Consider the following 15,473-nt stretch of genomic DNA (forward strand, 5'->3'; position numbering starts at 1 on the left):
CGGCAGAGAGTGTCATTCGTATATGCCATATGGGTTGATAGGCGATAATCGATGAATGTCCATCCGCCTCGCATCGTCACTGGTAGTCGGCGCCTTCCTGGCGTCGCGGCTCGCACGGCTGCCTGATTGGCCGCAGATCGGCGCGCTGGCGGTGCTGGCGCTGGTGTGCATGCTCGCCGGCCGTCACTGGCGTGGGCTGTCCTGTTTCGGCGTGCTGCTGGCGTCGTTCTGCTGGGCGGCCGGCTGGGGGCTGACACAGCTCGACCGGCGTCTGGACGGCGCGCTCGAAGGACGTGACATCGACATCGTCGGCGTTGTCGCCGGCCTGCCCATGCGCACCGAGCGCGGCCTGCGCTTCGATTTCGAGGTCGAGCGGGCGCCGCCCGGCGTGCCGCCGCGCATCGTGCTGAACTGGTACGACGCGCGCGGCGAGCAGGCGTCGTGGGCGCGCCCCGCGCTGCCGGCCGGCAGTCGCTGGCAGCTGCGCGTGCGACTGAAACGGCCGCACGGCAATATGAATCCGCACGGCTTCGATTACGAAGGCTGGCTGTTCGCACGCGGCATCGGCGCCACCGGTCATGTGCGCACTTCTGGCGATGCGGCGCCGAAGATGCTGGAAGCCGAGGCGGCCGGCGTCGGCAACGCGGTGCAGCGCGCGCGGCAGGCGGTACGCGCGCGCTTCGAACGCGTGCTCGGCGTCGTCGACGGTGTGTCCGTCACCCATCCGTGGGCGGGCGTACTGATCGCGCTGGCGATCGGCGACCAGCGCGCCATTTCGCCAGCACAGTGGGACCTGTTCGAGCGAGCCGGCCTGACCCATCTGGTGTCGATTTCCGGCCTGCACGTGACCATGGTGGCGGCGCTGGCCGGCTGGCTGTGTGCGGCCGTCTGGCGTCGCGTTCCGATACTGGCGCTGCGCTGTCCAGCACAGCGGGCGGGGGTACTGGCCGGGCTGCTGGCCGCCGCTGCCTACTGCGCGCTGGCCGGCTTCGGCATCCCGGCCCAGCGCACGCTGATCATGCTCGCCGTGGCCGGACTTGCGCTGCTCGCCGGGCGCTTCTCGTCGCCATCGCACGCGCTGGCGCTGGCGGTCGCTGTCGTGCTGCCGCTGCATCCGCTGGCGGTGATCGACGCTGGTTTCTGGCTGTCCTTCGGTGCAGTGGCGGTGCTGTTCTATGCGGCCACGAGCGAACTGGGCGCGCGTCATCCGCTGCGTCGCTGGTTGCGCGCGCAGGCGGCGATCACCATCGGGCTGGCGCCGCTGACGCTTGCGCTGTTCGGCCGCATGTCGCTGCTGGCACCGCTGGTCAATCTGTTCGCGATACCGCTGGTCAGCGGGCTGATCACGCCGCTCGCCCTGCTGGCGGTGCTGCTGCCCGTCGACCTGCTGCTCATCTGTGCGCATGCGCTGACGTCGGTGCTGATGAGCATTGCGGCAACGCTGACGACGCCGGACTGGGCGCTGTGGCACGGCGCTGCGCCGCCGCCGTGGGCGGTGCTGGCCGGTGTCGTCGGCGCTGGCTGTGCGCTGGCGCCCGCCGGGTGGAGCGGGCGCGTTCTCGCTCTGCCGCTGATGCTGCCCTTGCTGCTCTTCACGCCGCCGCGACCTGCGCCCGGCGACATGACGGTCACCGTGCTCGACGTCGGGCAGGGGCTGGCGGTGCACGTGCAGACGGCGGCGCACGATCTGGTGTTCGACACCGGCCCGCGCTATGGCGCGGAAGCCGATGCCGGCGAACGCCTGCTGCTGCCCTATCTGCGCGCCGGCGGCGTGCGCCGGCTCGACCTGCTGCTGGTCAGCCACGCCGACAGCGACCATTCGGGCGGCGCCGCTTCGCTGCTCGACGGCATGCCGGTTGACCGTGTGCTGTCGTCGGTACCGGCGCACGACGGGTTGCGGCTGCTGCGGCCCGACACCGAGGACTGCACCGCCGGGCAAAGGTGGTCCGTCGACGGCGTGCGCTTCGAACTGATGTACCCGCCGCCCGGCGCGGTGGCGCGCGGTGCGCGTTCGAGCAACGCGCTGTCCTGCGTACTGCGGGTGCAGTCGGCGCACGGCGTCGCGCTGATCACCGGCGACCTGCTGGCCGACGGCGAAAGCGCGCTGCTGGCGGCAGGCGCGCCGCTTGCTGCATACCTGCTGGTCAGCCCGCACCACGGCAGCCGCACCTCGTCCACTCAGGCCTTTGTCGATACGGTCGCGGCGCGCGAGGTGGTGCATGCGGTCGGCTACCGCAACCGCTTCAATCACCCGCATCCGGCCGTCGCGGCGCGTTACGCGGCCGCCGGTGCGACGCAGCGGCGCAGCGATCGCGATGGCGCGGTGCGCTACCGCTTCACTGCGCAGGGTGTTGCGATCGAACGCAGCCGGGAGCAGGACGCGCGCTACTGGCACAATGAGTTCTAGGGGCTAGGGGCTAGGGGCTAGGGGGCGACATGGGCGTGATCGACAAGGTGGCGGGGTGGTTCGGGCGGGCGCGGGTGAGCGAACAGCCGCGGCTGCTGCACGTGCAGTGCGCCAATCCGAAAGGACTGCACCGGATGGCCTACGCCGAGTGGGGCGATCCGGACAATCCGCGCGTGCTGGTGTGCGTGCACGGCCTGACCCGGGTCGGCCGCGATTTTGATTTTCTCGCGCAGCGACTGTCCCAGCATTACCGCGTCGTCTGCCCGGACGTGGTCGGGCGCGGTCGCAGCGACTGGCTGCCGGATGCGGCCGGTTACGGTGTGCCGCAGTACGTCGGCGACATGGTCACGCTGATTGCCCGCCTCGGCGTCGAGCACGTGCACTGGTTCGGCACCTCGATGGGCGGGCTGATCGGCATGGCGCTGGCCGCGCTGCCGCAGACGCCGATCACGCGCATGGTGCTGAACGACGTCGGTCCGGTGGTGACCGCAGTCAGCCTGCGCCGTATCGCCGAGTACGTCGGCAAGGCGCCGAAGTTCGCATCGCTGGACGAGGCCGAGCGCTATATCCGCGTGGTCAGCGCGCCTTTCGGCCCGCTGACCGACGCGCAGTGGCGCCACCTGACCGTGCACGTGACGCGGCCGACGGCTGAGGGCGGTTTCGAAATGGGTTACGACCCGGACATCGGCAAGCCGCTCGCCGCCATGCAGTTCCTCGGCGACATCGAGCTGTGGAACCTGTACGACGCGATACGCTGCCCGACGCTGTGCGTGCGCGGTGCAGAATCCGACCTGCTGACGCACGACACGCTGACGCAGATGAGCGCGCGCGGCCCGAGGGCGCGCACGCTCGAAATACCCGGTGTCGGTCACGCGCCGATGTTCATGGACATCGCGCAGACCGCACCGGTCGAACAATTCCTCACTGAAGACACGGTTTCATGAACAAGGACGACATCATCGCCGCCACCCGCCACTGGATAGAGAAGGCGGTCATCGGGCTCAATCTGTGCCCGTTCGCCAAGGCGGTGTATGTGAAGGAGCAGGTGCGTTACGTGGTCAGCGAGGCGAAGCACCTCGACGGTCTGCTCGAAGACATTGATCGCGAGATCAGCTTTCTTGCCGCGGCCGATCCGCAGCAGGTCGATACCACGCTGATCATGCACGCCTCGCTGCTTGAGGACTTTCTCGATTTCAACGACTTCCTCGACATCGTTGACGAAGCCGTCAGCGAGCAGGGCCACGAAGGCGTGATCCAGGTCGCCGCCTTCCACCCGCAGTGGCAGTTCGCCGAAACCGAGCCGGACGACATCGGCAACTACACCAACCGCGCACCCTTCCCGACTATACATCTGCTGCGCGAGGCCAGCGTCACGCGTGCGGTAGATGCTTTCCCGGAGGCGGAAAGCATCTACGAGCGCAATATCGAAACGCTGCAGAAGCTGGGCATCGAGGGCTGGCGCGCGCTCGGTCTGCCGGACGGGCGACGCCAGCGCTGACGCGCTCAATCGAACTCGGAATAGGTGTTCAGTTCGGCGCTCAGCTTCGCCCAGTCACAGGCCTGATGGTGCAGCCCCGACGGCGTCGGGATGTCGATGGCGAAGCTGCGACCGTCGGCGCTGAGCAGGCCGGTGCCGTGGATCGCCGGCCCGTCCGGGTGCGCCGGGTCGCGCACCACCACCTTCATCGGACGCCCGGGCACGGCGGATTCGAGCCGCAGGCGGTTGGAATGATTCGTCAGGTCGACGACGTATTCACATGCGTGTGCATCAGTCATGACTCACCTCCCGCTGGATGGTGTCCTCAATCTAGCACCGTCAGTGCATCCATGTCAGGCCGCGACCGTTTCCGGCTCCGCCACCCGGGTGGCCACGCTGGCGCGTGCAAGGGGCATTTCGACGATGAAACGCGCACCGCCGCCCGGCGGTGACTCGGCGCGGATGCGCCCGCCGTGGCGCGACACGATGCGCGACACGATGGCCAGACCCGCACCCACGCCCGGATGTTCGGACGCCGGATGCAGGCGTTCGAACACGCGGAACAGCCGGTGCGCTTGCGACGGGTCGAAGCCGGGGCCGTTGTCGCTGACCGCGTAGCAGGCGCGGCCCGCTTCCATCCAGCCTTCCACCGTCACTTCGCTGAGCGGTTGCGCGCGCGAGAACTTCAGCGCGTTGTCGATCAGGTTCTGCCACACCTGCCGGAACAGCACCGGGTCGGCCAGCGTGTCGGGCAGCGCGCCAATGTCTACGCTGACGCGCTTGTCGTCGCGGTAGCCGGGGTGCGATGCGACCACCTCGCGCACCAGCGCGGCCGGATTGATGCGCTGTACCTGCGGCGACTTGCTGCCGATGCGCGAGAAATCGAGGATGGCGTCGATCAGCTCGCCCATGCGCACCGTGTTGGCGACGATGCGGTCCAGATACAGCCGTTGTTCGTCATTCAGGCTGGCCGCCGCCTCTTCCAGCAGGATGCGCGAGAAGCCGTCGATGGCGCGCAGCGGCGTGCGCAGATCGTGCGCGCACGAGTAGCCGAAGGCGGCCAGATCGTCGTTGAGCTGGCGCAGTTCCAGCGTGCGCGCGGCGACGCGCTCTTCGAGGTGTTCGTTCATGTCGCGCAGGCGGCGCTCCGACGTTTCGAGTGCGCGCCGGGTGCGCGCCTGGCGCAGCGTGGCGCGGCGCAGTTCGAGTTGCGAAATGACGTGACGCGCCAGTGCGGCCAGCGATTCGACCTGTCCTGCGCTGAGCTGGCGTGCCACGTGATCGGCCACGCACAGCGCGCCGACCGCATGACCTTCCGGCGTCACCAGCGGCGCGCCGGCGTAGAAGCGGATGTGCGGCGCGCCGGTCACCAGCGGATTGCCGGCGAAGCGCACGTCGGCGTGCGTGTCTTCGACCACGAACACTTCGCGCTGCGCGATCGCGTGGCTGCACAGCGCAACGCTGCGCGGCGTCTCGTCCGGCCCGCCGCCGGTACGTGCCTTGAACCACTGGCGGTCGTGGTCGATCAGGCTGATATAGGCCATCGGTGTCCCGCACAGCCGGGTGGCCAGCAGCACGAAGTCGTCGTAGAGCGGATCGGCGTCGGTGTCGAGGATGGCGTACTCGGCCAGCGCGGCGAGTCGTTCTGCCTCGTCGGGCAGGGCAGGGGCGGGCGTGAAGTGCATTGTCTGGGCGACCTCGGATGGGTGGTGTGGCCGGTCAGTGGCATACGCGCCGCACGCTGCGGCAGCGCAGCCAGCCTGGGCAGGCCAGCGGGGACCGGACGGCCGCATGGTGCCGCGGCACGCGCATGTTCATGTTGATCATGGACAAGGTTCATGCCGGGCATATCTTTGGCATATCACTTTGGTTTACACCGATTCCCCGTGCCATTCCTCGGACGGGTGGTGCATGATCCGCGGCTCTCATGGAAGCGGACGTCCACATGCTCGACATCCTGTACCGCGACGAGGCCATGATCGCCATCGACAAGCCGTCCGGCCTGCTGGTGCATCGGACGGCGCTCGATCGCCACGAAACCGAATTCGCGGTGCAGCAGCTGCGCGACCAGATCGGCCAGCGCGTGTGGCCGGTACACCGGCTGGACCGCGGCACTTCGGGCGTGCTGGTGTTCGCGCTCGACGCCACCTCGGCGCACGCGCTGGCACAGCAGTTCGCGCAGCACCTGCCGGCCAAGCGCTATCTCGCCGTGGTGCGCGGTCACCCGCCGGAGGCGGGCGAGATCGATCACCCGTTGCGCCGCATCGACGACGCGATCGACCCGCGCGGCGCGCGCGAGGGTGCCGAACCGGTGGCTGCGCAGCCTGCCGTCACCCGCTACCGGCGTCTGGCCGTGGCCGAAATGCCGGTGGCGATAGACCGCTACCCGAGCAGCCGCTACGCGCTGGTCGAGGCGATGCCGCTGACCGGCCGCACGCACCAGATCCGCCGTCACCTCAAGCACATTGCCCATCCGGTCATCGGCGACGCCAGCTACGGCAAGGGTGCGCACAACCGCTACGTCGCCACGCTGTGCGGCCAGTCGCGGCTGCTGCTCGCCTGTATACATATGCATATCCGCCACCCGATCAGCGGCGCTGACATCGAACTGCGCTGCGGGCCGGGCACGGCTTTCGAGCGGCTGGCAGAGGTATTCGGGTGGGATGCGGCGGTGCTGCGGCCTGAGGCTGTGCATCCGCTGCGTGGCAGTCAGTAGGCTGCACTGCACCCACCCGCATACGCTTGCGCGCTCTGTGGGAGGGGTCTTCTGACCCCGACTGCAGCCTGGATCGAAGCTGGCGGACCCGCAACCGCTGCGTCGCGGTCAGAAGACCGCTCCTACAGTAGGTGCGCGCACGATCCGCCACCGAAGCCGTGATTCTGTGGGAGGGGTCTTCTGACCCCGACATGAGCCTGTATCGGAGCCTGGGGACTGCAGCCGCCGTGTCGCGGTCAGAGGACCGCTCCTACAGGGGGGGCTGATCGGTTCGGTGCGGCCTCCAGTATCGATGCACAAGCCGCGATAGTCCGTTCGGACTATCCATCCCCATATTTCATGTCATGGCAAGGACACCTTGGGCCGCGAGAATCCGGCCTGAAATTTTCCCTGCCTGCCATGAAAAACATCATTGCCCTCGGCGCCCTGCTGGCGCTCGCCCCTTCTTTTGCCAACGCCTGGTGGGACGAGGCGTGGACTGCCCGCCGCACCATCACGCTCGACACCTCCGCCACCGGCGTGGCGATCACTGCGCCGCAGTCGTCGGTGCCTGTCGCAGTGCGCCTGCACAGCGGCAATTTCGATTTCACCGCAGCGAAGGAAGACGGCTCCGACCTGCGTTTCGTCGCCGGCGATGACAAGACGGTGCTGAAGCACCACGTCGAGCGCTACGACAGCCTGAACGAGCTGGCGGTCGTGTGGGTACAGGTGCCGCTGATCGCGCCGGGCCAGAGCACGACACTGTATGCCTACTTCGGCAATGTCGCGGTCGGTGGTGCTCAGGACAGCAAGGCGACCTGGGACGGCTCGACCGTCGGTGCCTGGCAGTTCGCCGAAGCGGCACCTCTGGCCGACGCCTCGGCCAGCGCGCTGACCGCGACTGGCAACGTCACACTGCAGAAGGCTGCGCTGCTGGGCGACGCGGCTATCTTCAACGGCAGCGCGCTGCGCGTGCCGGCCGCGCCGCAACTGGCGACCAGCGCCGGCGGCGCATGGACGATGTCGGCCTGGATCAAGCCGGTCGCCGCGCAGCAGGCCACGCTGTACGCGCAGGGCACGCTGACGGTGAAGATCGAGGACAGCGCCTATGTGCTGAACGTGGGCGCCACCCGCGTGGCCGGCGGCGCACTGAAGCCGGGCGCCTGGCAGCACGTCGCGGCGACGGTCGGCGGTGGCAAGGCGACGCTCTATGTCGACGGACAACCGGTCGCTTCGGCCGACGCCGCGCTGCCGGCCGAACAGGCCGAGGTGGTGATCGGCGACGCATACAGCGGCGAGCTCGACGAACTGCAACTGGCAAACACGGCGCGCAGCGCCGACTGGATCAAGCTGGCCGCCGCCGGGCAGGGCGCCGACGCCACCTTCGTGACGGTGCGCGAAGACGCGGCCGAGGGCGAAGAGGGCGGCCACAACTACTTCGGCATCCTGATTGACAACCTAACGGTCGACGCCTGGGTGGTCATCGTCATCCTCGCCGTCATGTTCGTCATCAGTTGCTGGGTGATGATCGCCAAGGCCATGCTGGTCGGCCGCATCGACGGCGACAACCGCGCCTTCCTGCAGCGCTTCCGCGGCGCCAGCACGGACTTTCTGAAGCTCGATCAGGGCGCCACGCACAAGAGCTCGTCGCTGTTCCGCCTGTACGGCGCCGGCCTGCGCGAAATCCGCAAGCGTTTCGACGCCCAGGGCGAGGCGGCCGGCCTGACCGGTGCGTCGATGGACGCGATCAAGGCGTCGATCGACGCCGACCTGGTGCGCGAGTCGCACAAGCTCAATTCGCAGATGGTGCTGCTGACCATCGCCATCTCCGGCGGTCCTTTCCTCGGCCTGCTCGGCACGGTGGTCGGCGTCATGATCACCTTCGCGGCGATCGCCGCTGCGGGTGACGTGAACGTGAACGCCATCGCGCCGGGCATTGCCGCCGCGCTGCTGGCCACGGTGGCCGGCCTCGCCGTCGCCATTCCGGCGCTGTTCGGCTACAACTACCTCGCGTCGCGCATCAAGAACATCAGCGCCGACATGCAGATCTTCGTCGACGAGTTCATCACCCGCGTCGCCGAAGTTCACGGCCGATAGGCACAGGCCCGCCCATGTCCGCCGACGTCAAGGACGACAACCAGCCCTACGACGAAATCAACGTCACGCCGATGCTGGACCTGGCCTATGTGCTGCTCGTGGTGTTCATCATCATGACCACCGCTTCGGTGCAGGGCATCAAGGTCGAGGCGCCGCAGACGCAGACCGTGTCGTCGCTCGCCAAGCCGCAGACCAAGGCCATCACCATCACCGCCGCCGGCGACGTGTTCCTCGATGCCTACCCGGTCGACATGGCCACGCTCGAAGCGCGGCTCGGCCAGTACAAGAGCGCCAACCCGGCACTGCCGGTGGTGCTCAAGGGCGACGCTGCCGCGCACTACGAGAAGGTGTCGGCGGTGCTGGAAATCTGCAAGCGGCTGGACATCACCGAAGTCGGGCTGGTGACCAAGAAGGTCGCGGGCTGAGGTCGCGCTCATGCAAATCAATACAGAGGCGAAGCCCTACGACTCGATCAACGTCACGCCGATGCTGGATCTGGCCTACGTGCTGCTGGTCGTGTTCATCCTGATGACGACCGCCGGCGTGCAGGGCCTGACGATGACGCTGCCCAAGCCGTCGAACAAGCCGAGCACCGAACAGCACGAAGTGAAGATCGTGCAGGTGATGGAAAGCGGGGCGCTGATGGTCAATGGCGTCGGCGTCACGCTGGACCAGCTCGAAGGTCAGCTCAATGCGGCGCGCGCACGCGACCCGAAATTCAGCGTGATGATCCGTGGCGAAGCGCGTGCGCCCTACAACGGTGTCATCCAGGTGGTCGATCTGGTGAACCGCATGGGCATAGCGAACGTCGGCCTCATCACCTCGCGGATCGGCACCTGATGAGCGCGCTGGCCGAAGATTCCGTCGAGCTGTCGCGCGGCGCGCGCGCGCTGCGCTTCGTCGCGCTGGTGCTGGGCGTCGCCTTGCTGGTGGCGGCCGGCATGTGGCTGAAGGACCTGTTCTCGAAGCCGTCGGCGCCGACGCGCCAGGTGACGAAGATTTCCATCATTCCGGACACGCCGCCGCCGCCTCCTCCGCCGCCGAAGGAAGAGAAGCGACCCGAGCCGCCGAAGGACATGAAGGAGGTGAAGGTCGAGCAGCCCAAGCCGGTCGAGGCACCGCCACAGCAGGCCGAGCAGCTGAAGATGGAAGGCGCGGCCGGCGACGGTCCGAGTCCGTTTGCCGCCGGCAGCGTCACCAACGAGTACAAGGGCGGCGACGTCGGCACCACGATAGGCGGCGGCCCGGCCAAGCCCAACCGCATGCAGTACGCCTTCTTCACCAACGCGCTGCAGCGTCACATCCAGGAAGAGCTGGCGCGCAACCGCGAAGTGAAGCTGCTCGACTACCGCGTCACCGTCGCCATCTGGCTGGGCCGCGACGGCAGCGTGCGGCGCGCCGAACTGGTGGACAGCACCGGCGACGACAAGGCCGACGCCGCCCTGTCTGCCGCGCTGGCCCAGATGCGCGCCTTCCGCGACGCGCCCCCCTCTGACATGCCGCAGCCGATACGCCTGCGCATCACCAACCGGATGACCGGTTGACGCACCCGATACACGACACTCCGGAACCGAAGTGATGAAGAAAGCCCTGCCCACGCTCGCGCTTGCCGCGCTGTTCGCACTGCCCGCGCAGGCGAACGAAGGCGCATCGATCGACACCCTGCGCCAGACCACGATGAACCTGATCGACGCCCTGGTCGATACCGGCGTGCTCACCCGCGAGAAAGCCGACGAACTGATCAAGGCCGCCGAAGCCAAGGCGGCGAAAACTGCGGCGAAGGCGAAGAAAGACAGCACCGTGCGCGTGCAGTACGTGCCGGAGTCGGTCAAGGCGGAAATACGCGAGCAGCTGAAGCAGGAAGTGCTGGCCCAGGCACGCACCGAAGGCTGGGCGGCGCCGAATGCGATTCCGGAGTGGACTGAGCGGATCAAGATCGAAGGCGATCTGCGGGTGCGTTACCAGAATGACCGCTTGTCCGACGGCAATACGCCGATCGCCGGTTATGCACCGAATGCGATCGGCAATCCGGCCGCCACCAACGATGACTTTCCGCTCGCCACGCGCTTTCCGGGCGCGACCGATCTCGACGGCAACGGCTTTCCCACCGGCAACGTCGCCGACAGCGTCAATCGCATGCGCTTGCGTGCACGTCTCGGTGTGCTGGCCAAGATCAACGACAGCGTAAGCGCCGGACTGCGCTTCACCACCGGCAACGTGACCGACCGCGTATCGACCAATCAGACGCTGGGCAACAATTTCAACAAGTACAGCTTCCTGGTCGATCGCGCCTACATCAAGTTCGATCCGGTGGAGTGGGCGTCGGTCAGTGGTGGTCGCATTCCCAACCCCTGGTTCTCGACCGATCTGGTGTGGGACGAAGACCTCAATTTCGACGGCGTGGCCGTCAGTCTGCGTAACGTGACACCGACGCAGTCACTGCGGCCATTCGTCACCGCCGGCTGGTTCCCGCTGCGCGCGGACAACCCGCCGGGTGCTGACAAGCAGTGGCTGGCCGGCGGCCAGATCGGTGCCGAGTACGACCTGAGCAGCAACACGCGCCTGCGCGTCGGTCTCGCGAAATACCGTTACGGCCGCGTCGAGGCGCAGACCGACACGGCCTATGACGCAGTCGATGGACCGCTCCAGGGATACGGCCGCTACGCCTACTCGTCGGCGCTGCGCGCAAAGGGCAACACGCTGGTGCTGACCAACAGCCCGATCGACAGCACCGAAGCACCCATCTACGGTCTGGCATCGAAGTTCGAACCCTGGGTGCTGACCGCAACGGCCGACCTTGCCCACTTCGATCCGGTCCATGTGCTGCTGTCCGCCGAGTACGTCAAGAACACCGGCTTCGACCGCGGCGACATCCTGCGCCGCACCGGTCTGAACCTCACCGACGGCAAGGACACCGCGTACCACCTGCGCCTGATGGTGGGCATGCCGTCGGTGCGTCTGGCCGACGACTGGCAGGTGTTCGCCTCGTACAAGTACATCGGGTCGGATGCGCTGATTGACGGCTTCACCGACTCCGACTTCGGTCTCGGCGGCACCAACCTGAAGGGCTTTGTGCTCGGCGGCAGCTACGGCCTCTACCGCGACACCGCGGTCGGCCTGCGCTGGTACTCGGCGCGCAACATCCAGGGCATGACCTACGACCCCGCGGTCGTCGCCGGCCAGCGCTACGAGGTCGACACCGTCATGGTCGACATGAACGTGAGGTTCTGACGATGAGGATGTCGCTGATCGCATGTGCGCTGCTGTTCGCAGCCGGCCCGGCGCTGGCGCAGAACGCCTCGCGTGAACAGGAACAGCTGCGCCGGCTGCGTGCGCAGGCGCAGCAACTGCAGCAGGCGCTGTCGGCCGAACAGCAGCAGCGCCAGGCGGCTGCAGCGGAACTGCAGTCGCTGAAGCAGACCCAGGGCGCCGAGCTGGAAAAGCTGGGCGAAGAGGCGCAGTCGGCGCGGCGCCGCGCCGGCAGCATGCAGAAGCAGCTCGACCAGACGCAGCGGGAGCTGGAAGAACTGCGCGCCGCGCACAGCGCACTGACCGCCCGCCACGAACAGACGGCCAGCCGCCTGGCCGAGCGCGAGCGCGATCTGGGCGACACACGCAACACGCTCGCGACGACGGCGCGCGAACTCGAACAGACACAGGCCCGCGCCGGCCAGCTCGGCAGCCGCCTCGACCAGTGCACGCAGGACAACGCCGAGCTCTACCGCACCGGCGTCGAAGTGCTGGACCGCTGGAACGCACGCACGCTGGGTGAACGCGTGGGTCAGGGCGAACCCTTCGCGCAGATCGGCCGGGTCAAGCTGGAGAACCTCGCCGAAGCCTGGCGGGACCGCATGGACGAACACCGGGTGTCGGACGCGGAAAGGCGATGACAGGTCGCTGCAACCTGCAGGCGTGCGTCGTCCGCCACCCCGATTGATGCTTTTCCCCTTGTGTGCGGACTACGTCGCAACGGGCTTCTGCAAAGGGTTTTCGGGCAGGGATCAGTCGAGATGAGCCAAACGGATCATGTTTCGACGGCCACGCCTGAAACACGAATGTCACCTTGTCTGACTACCTTCGCCCCAGGTCAACGGACGGAATTTCTTACACCCCATAGTCCGTTCGGCTTACGCATCGATTGCCGCCCGACGCGAAGCGTGTAACGCGCGCTCATCACCATGACCCCGCTTCCTCGTGGAGCAGGGAGGTCGGGCTTGTCGCCGGAATCCACCCACGAAACTACCCAGGAGATTTATATGTTCAAGACCAAACTGATGCTCGCGATCGCCGCGCTCGGCATGTCGGCCGTGGCCAGCGCCGATATCGGCGGCAGCACCGCGAACGGCGAGTTCGTGTTCTCCGCCTTCGACCGTGATTCCGGCGTGGGCTACACCTACGAGCTGGACGATGCCGGCTTCAATTCGCTGTTCGGCAGCGATGTACGCATGAACAGCCTTATCGGCAGCACCAACACGACCTCGGCGGTCGGCTTCACCGTAACGCAGAACGCCGCTGGCGGCGTCATCTTCGATTACGCGCTCCCGTCCTTCACCGACTTCCTGTCTGGCGCCGTGCCGGCCAACGTGGTGTGGAACATCACGTCGATCGATACCTCCGGTCTGCGTCGCCTGGTACAGACCGTCAATGCGGTTCCGGCGGCCACTCCTTACACCAACGCAGCCCTCAATGCGTCGGCTGCCAAGCTTAACGAGTACTTCGGTGCCGTGAACGGCAAGATCGAGGGTGCAGACGACGGCTATGCCCTGACGGTTGAAGCCGACTCGAGTGCCTACGCCGGTTTCAATGGCCGCAACTTTGGCGGCCAAGGCTATGACAGCTTCGGCAGCCTGGATGCGTCGCTGAACATGTTCGTGTTCGGCGGTACGTCGAGCTCGAGCTCCAGCTCGGCTGCCTCGTTGATGGGCCAGATGCAGGACGCCAACGGCATGGACGTGCTTGCCAAGGTCTACATGGGCCAGGACGGCATGTACCACCTGCAGATCACCGCCGTGCCCGAGCCCTCGACCTACGCCATGCTGCTGGCCGGTCTGGGTCTGCTCGGTTTCGCCGCCCGCCGCGCTCGCGGCTGATCCATCCTGACTGTTTCCGCAGGGCGCGCCACCTGAGCGCGCCTGCGCCGGGCGGGCTTTGCCCGTCCCGACCTCATCTGGAGAGAAAGAATGAAACTGAAGCATCTCGCTTTCGCCGTTGCCGCCATGTCGGCCGGCTTCGCTGCCCAGGCTGCCGGCACCGTTAACATCGGTGGTGTCGCCCACAACGTGGTCTACTTGTCGGGTGCCTCGGCACCGGACAACTTCCTGGCTGACATCGCCGAAGGCATGATGACCGGCGTCACCCACTACACCGCCAGCAACTACAAGGCCTTCGCCGGTTCGGCCAACGGCATTCCGGGTATCGCCAACGGCACCAAGGTGCTGTTCATCAAGCGTTCTGCCGGCGGTTCGGCCTTCGGCGTGGGCCCGGTCGCCCGTGCCCAGCGCGTCAAGACCATCGACGTGAACAACTGCACCTCGGGCGCCGGCACCAAGGCCAGCCCCTTCAGCTGCGCCATCGTCGGTACCGATCCGGGTGAAGTGGGTCACGAACTGACCACCAACGCCGGTCTGGTGCCGGATCTGGGCGTGTCGGACGTCGAGCCGGCCTTGTTCCAGGAGCCGTACAACACCGAGAACGACACCGCTGCGCTGAGCTCGGCCGAGACCGCACGCCTGAGCGCTACCCCGATCAACCAGCTGATGATGGGCCTGGTTGCCACCAAGACCGTGCCGGCGTCGACCTATCTGTCGCGCTCGACCTACGGTGCCATGCTGTCGAACCAGATCCAGACCTGGGACCAGGTCGATCCGTCGCTGTCCGGCGACGTCGTCGTGTGCCGCCGTGTCGAAGGTTCGGGCACCCAGACCTCGTACAACTGGTTCTTCAACAACTTCCCGTGCTCCGCTACGGGTTCGACCGAGCCGGCCCGCATGACCGACAGCTACGGCTGGAAGGAATCCGGTTCGGGCACCGCCGCCGATCCGTACATCATCAACCCGGCCGCTGGCTACACCGTGATCGAGAACTCGTCGTCGGGTAACGTGCGTTCGTGCCTGCAGGCTGCGGACAACGGCACCGACTACACCTTCACGTCGTGGGATCCGGAAGAGCAGAAGAACAACACCTTCAAGGTGACCTTCTCGGAATCGGGCCCGGTCAAGGCCATCGGCGTGCTGTCGCTGGATTCCTACACCAGCTCGACCGCGACCGGTGACTTCAGCTTCCGTCATCTGGATGGCGCGGGCGAGTACCTGTACGACGCCGCCACCAAGACGCTGTCGTCGTCGGCAGGCGCCACCGGCATCGCTCCGTCCAAGGCCAACCTGATCGCCGGCAAGTACGACTTCGTGGTCGAACTGTCGATGCAGAACCGCAACGTGGCCGTGAGCAACGAGCAGGGCGACAACGTGCCGGCCATCGCTGGCGTGCAGTCCGCCTTCGCCACCGAGTTCGCCAAGCGTGCCGGCTCGCCGCAATTCACCGGCAACTTCGAGAACACCGGCACCCAGGTCAGCACGCCGGAAGCGTTCGCGTCGCTGCCGCAGTTCTGGGCAGGCCTGACCAACGGCTCGGGCAGCGACGTCAACGGCAGCGGCGTCCGCTTCGCCGACCTGTACGTGTCGAAGTTCACCCGCACCGCCAACACCTGCTCGCCGCTGAAGTACGTCGGTAACTAAGCAGTACGCAGGAAAGCCGCGCCCGGAAACGGTTTGAGCGCGTTCCGGCGCGCGGATGAACAG

The 15,473-nt window shown here is 67.0% G+C and carries 14 protein-coding genes; 12 read left to right on the forward strand and 2 right to left on the reverse strand.

Annotated elements, in window-relative coordinates; translation table 11 throughout:
- Positions 1–55: 55 nt before the first annotated feature.
- From METFAM1_RS0118790 to METFAM1_RS0118800, 3 genes are read left to right on the forward strand one after another with little or no spacing between them, the layout of a single operon-like run.
- Positions 56–2,407: a DNA internalization-related competence protein ComEC/Rec2 gene (locus METFAM1_RS0118790; protein ID WP_019917077.1), complete on the forward strand. Its 2,352-nt coding sequence runs from the start codon at positions 56–58 to the stop codon at positions 2,405–2,407.
- A gap of 29 nt (positions 2,408–2,436) precedes the next feature.
- Complete coding sequence (locus METFAM1_RS0118795; protein ID WP_019917080.1) at positions 2,437–3,351, forward strand: alpha/beta fold hydrolase; 915 nt, start codon at positions 2,437–2,439, stop codon at positions 3,349–3,351.
- Positions 3,348–3,905, forward strand: coding sequence for a DUF1415 domain-containing protein (locus METFAM1_RS0118800; protein WP_019917081.1), 558 nt, complete (start codon positions 3,348–3,350; stop codon positions 3,903–3,905). The genes METFAM1_RS0118795 and METFAM1_RS0118800 overlap by 4 nt, the downstream gene beginning before the upstream one ends.
- A 5-nt stretch (positions 3,906–3,910) precedes the next feature.
- On the opposite strand, the gene METFAM1_RS0118805 is transcribed toward METFAM1_RS0118800, so the two are convergent.
- Positions 3,911–4,183: a hypothetical protein gene (locus METFAM1_RS0118805; protein WP_019917082.1), complete on the reverse strand. Its 273-nt coding sequence runs from the start codon at positions 4,181–4,183 to the stop codon at positions 3,911–3,913.
- 54 nt (positions 4,184–4,237) lie between these two features.
- Positions 4,238–5,569, reverse strand: a complete 1,332-nt coding sequence (locus tag METFAM1_RS0118810) for a sensor histidine kinase (protein ID WP_019917083.1) — start codon at positions 5,567–5,569, stop codon at positions 4,238–4,240.
- 260 nt (positions 5,570–5,829) lie between these two features.
- On the opposite strand from METFAM1_RS0118810, the gene METFAM1_RS0118815 reads away from it, so the two are divergent.
- The 9 genes from METFAM1_RS0118815 (at position 5,830) to METFAM1_RS0118855 (ending at position 15,410) form a co-directional block, all read left to right on the forward strand.
- On the forward strand, positions 5,830–6,600 hold the full coding sequence (locus METFAM1_RS0118815) for a pseudouridine synthase (protein WP_024300846.1): 771 nt from the start codon (positions 5,830–5,832) through the stop codon (positions 6,598–6,600).
- A gap of 399 nt (positions 6,601–6,999) precedes the next feature.
- Positions 7,000–8,676: a DUF2341 domain-containing protein gene (locus METFAM1_RS0118820; RefSeq protein WP_019917085.1), complete on the forward strand. Its 1,677-nt coding sequence runs from the start codon at positions 7,000–7,002 to the stop codon at positions 8,674–8,676.
- A gap of 14 nt (positions 8,677–8,690) precedes the next feature.
- Positions 8,691–9,101, forward strand: a complete 411-nt coding sequence (locus METFAM1_RS0118825) for an ExbD/TolR family protein (RefSeq protein WP_019917086.1) — start codon at positions 8,691–8,693, stop codon at positions 9,099–9,101.
- A gap of 10 nt (positions 9,102–9,111) precedes the next feature.
- Positions 9,112–9,516 (forward strand): ExbD/TolR family protein, encoded by a 405-nt coding sequence (locus METFAM1_RS0118830; RefSeq protein WP_019917087.1) that lies wholly within the window; start codon positions 9,112–9,114, stop codon positions 9,514–9,516.
- Entirely contained in the window at positions 9,516–10,220 is a 705-nt protein-coding gene (locus METFAM1_RS0118835) for a TonB family protein (RefSeq protein ID WP_019917088.1), read from the forward strand. The genes METFAM1_RS0118830 and METFAM1_RS0118835 overlap by 1 nt, the downstream gene beginning before the upstream one ends.
- 34 nt (positions 10,221–10,254) lie before the next feature.
- Positions 10,255–11,907, forward strand: coding sequence for a putative porin (locus METFAM1_RS0118840; RefSeq protein WP_019917090.1), 1,653 nt, complete (start codon positions 10,255–10,257; stop codon positions 11,905–11,907).
- Positions 11,908–11,915: 8 nt separating this feature from the next.
- Positions 11,916–12,566, forward strand: a complete 651-nt coding sequence (locus METFAM1_RS0118845; protein ID WP_019917091.1) for a hypothetical protein — start codon at positions 11,916–11,918, stop codon at positions 12,564–12,566.
- Between the two features lie 366 nt (positions 12,567–12,932).
- On the forward strand, positions 12,933–13,766 hold the full coding sequence (locus tag METFAM1_RS0118850; RefSeq protein ID WP_019917092.1) for an FxDxF family PEP-CTERM protein: 834 nt from the start codon (positions 12,933–12,935) through the stop codon (positions 13,764–13,766).
- A 90-nt stretch (positions 13,767–13,856) separates the two neighbouring features.
- On the forward strand, positions 13,857–15,410 hold the full coding sequence (locus METFAM1_RS0118855) for a hypothetical protein (protein ID WP_019917093.1): 1,554 nt from the start codon (positions 13,857–13,859) through the stop codon (positions 15,408–15,410).
- Positions 15,411–15,473: the final 63 nt, after the last annotated feature.

The organism is Methyloversatilis discipulorum, assembly GCF_000527135.1.
GTDB lineage: Bacteria > Pseudomonadota > Gammaproteobacteria > Burkholderiales > Rhodocyclaceae > Methyloversatilis > Methyloversatilis discipulorum.

What these genes read in the sequence shown, in the direction of transcription:
- METFAM1_RS0118790 (WP_019917077.1), top strand. Translation starts at nt 56, where the DNA reads ATGTCCATCCGCCTCGCATCGTCACTGGTAGTCGGCGCCTTCCTGGCG.
- METFAM1_RS0118795 (WP_019917080.1), top strand. Translation starts at nt 2,437, where the DNA reads ATGGGCGTGATCGACAAGGTGGCGGGGTGGTTCGGGCGGGCGCGGGTG.
- METFAM1_RS0118800 (WP_019917081.1), top strand. Translation starts at nt 3,348, where the DNA reads ATGAACAAGGACGACATCATCGCCGCCACCCGCCACTGGATAGAGAAG.
- METFAM1_RS0118805 (WP_019917082.1), bottom strand. Translation starts at nt 4,183, where the DNA reads ATGACTGATGCACACGCATGTGAATACGTCGTCGACCTGACGAATCAT.
- METFAM1_RS0118810 (WP_019917083.1), bottom strand. Translation starts at nt 5,569, where the DNA reads ATGCACTTCACGCCCGCCCCTGCCCTGCCCGACGAGGCAGAACGACTC.
- METFAM1_RS0118815 (WP_024300846.1), top strand. Translation starts at nt 5,830, where the DNA reads ATGCTCGACATCCTGTACCGCGACGAGGCCATGATCGCCATCGACAAG.
- METFAM1_RS0118820 (WP_019917085.1), top strand. Translation starts at nt 7,000, where the DNA reads ATGAAAAACATCATTGCCCTCGGCGCCCTGCTGGCGCTCGCCCCTTCT.
- METFAM1_RS0118825 (WP_019917086.1), top strand. Translation starts at nt 8,691, where the DNA reads ATGTCCGCCGACGTCAAGGACGACAACCAGCCCTACGACGAAATCAAC.
- METFAM1_RS0118830 (WP_019917087.1), top strand. Translation starts at nt 9,112, where the DNA reads ATGCAAATCAATACAGAGGCGAAGCCCTACGACTCGATCAACGTCACG.
- METFAM1_RS0118835 (WP_019917088.1), top strand. Translation starts at nt 9,516, where the DNA reads ATGAGCGCGCTGGCCGAAGATTCCGTCGAGCTGTCGCGCGGCGCGCGC.
- METFAM1_RS0118840 (WP_019917090.1), top strand. Translation starts at nt 10,255, where the DNA reads ATGAAGAAAGCCCTGCCCACGCTCGCGCTTGCCGCGCTGTTCGCACTG.
- METFAM1_RS0118845 (WP_019917091.1), top strand. Translation starts at nt 11,916, where the DNA reads ATGTCGCTGATCGCATGTGCGCTGCTGTTCGCAGCCGGCCCGGCGCTG.
- METFAM1_RS0118850 (WP_019917092.1), top strand. Translation starts at nt 12,933, where the DNA reads ATGTTCAAGACCAAACTGATGCTCGCGATCGCCGCGCTCGGCATGTCG.
- METFAM1_RS0118855 (WP_019917093.1), top strand. Translation starts at nt 13,857, where the DNA reads ATGAAACTGAAGCATCTCGCTTTCGCCGTTGCCGCCATGTCGGCCGGC.